1 protein-coding gene is annotated in these 644 nt (G+C 33.7%); it reads left to right on the forward strand.

Annotation, left to right across the window (positions count from 1 at the left end):
* Positions 1 to 340 precede the first annotated feature (340 nt).
* Positions 341 to 644 (forward strand): RNA chaperone Hfq (gene hfq, locus ACS8FC_RS18440; protein ID WP_439297858.1); only part of this gene is annotated, 304 nt, incomplete at its 3' end.

The following is a 644-nucleotide window of genomic DNA, read 5'->3' on the forward strand; positions in this document are numbered from 1 at the left end:
GAGATGGTAATCACAATTAGTTTCAAAAATTAGCATAGATAGCTGTTATAATTTAAATTCTCTGAAAATGCAGTATCAAACAGATATAACTGCTTCGTTAATAAGCATTGGTTGACATTTGTAGATAAAAATAATTAATGAAACAAGTAGTTACTTAATTGTTTACAATAATAACGTATTCACGATAAAGTGGAATAACTTAAGAACAATGAATATTTATTTAGATACGTTTTATAAAGAAAACATATTATTGTATCTACCTTTTAGCCATTATAATTAAATTGACACTTAGAATAATTGGCACTCAAAACATAACTATATAATATTTAGGAGAGATTTCATGTCAAAAGGACAAACTTTACAAGATCCATTCTTGAATTCGCTGCGCAAAGATCGCATTCCTGTTTCTATTTTCTTGGTTAACGGTATCAAGCTGCAAGGCCAAATTGAATCGTTTGATCAATATGTTGTACTCCTCAAAAATACAGTTAGTCAAATGGTATATAAACATGCCATCTCAACCGTAGTGCCAGCTCGTAACCCGCGTAGTAGTACAACTACTACAGGTACTGGCGCTCAACCTCAAGGCTCAGCGCAAACTGGCTATCAAGGTGGTGGCTTTGAGCGTGGCAGCAATCCTGCTG

The organism is Psychrobacter sp. 1Y4, from assembly GCF_051847555.1.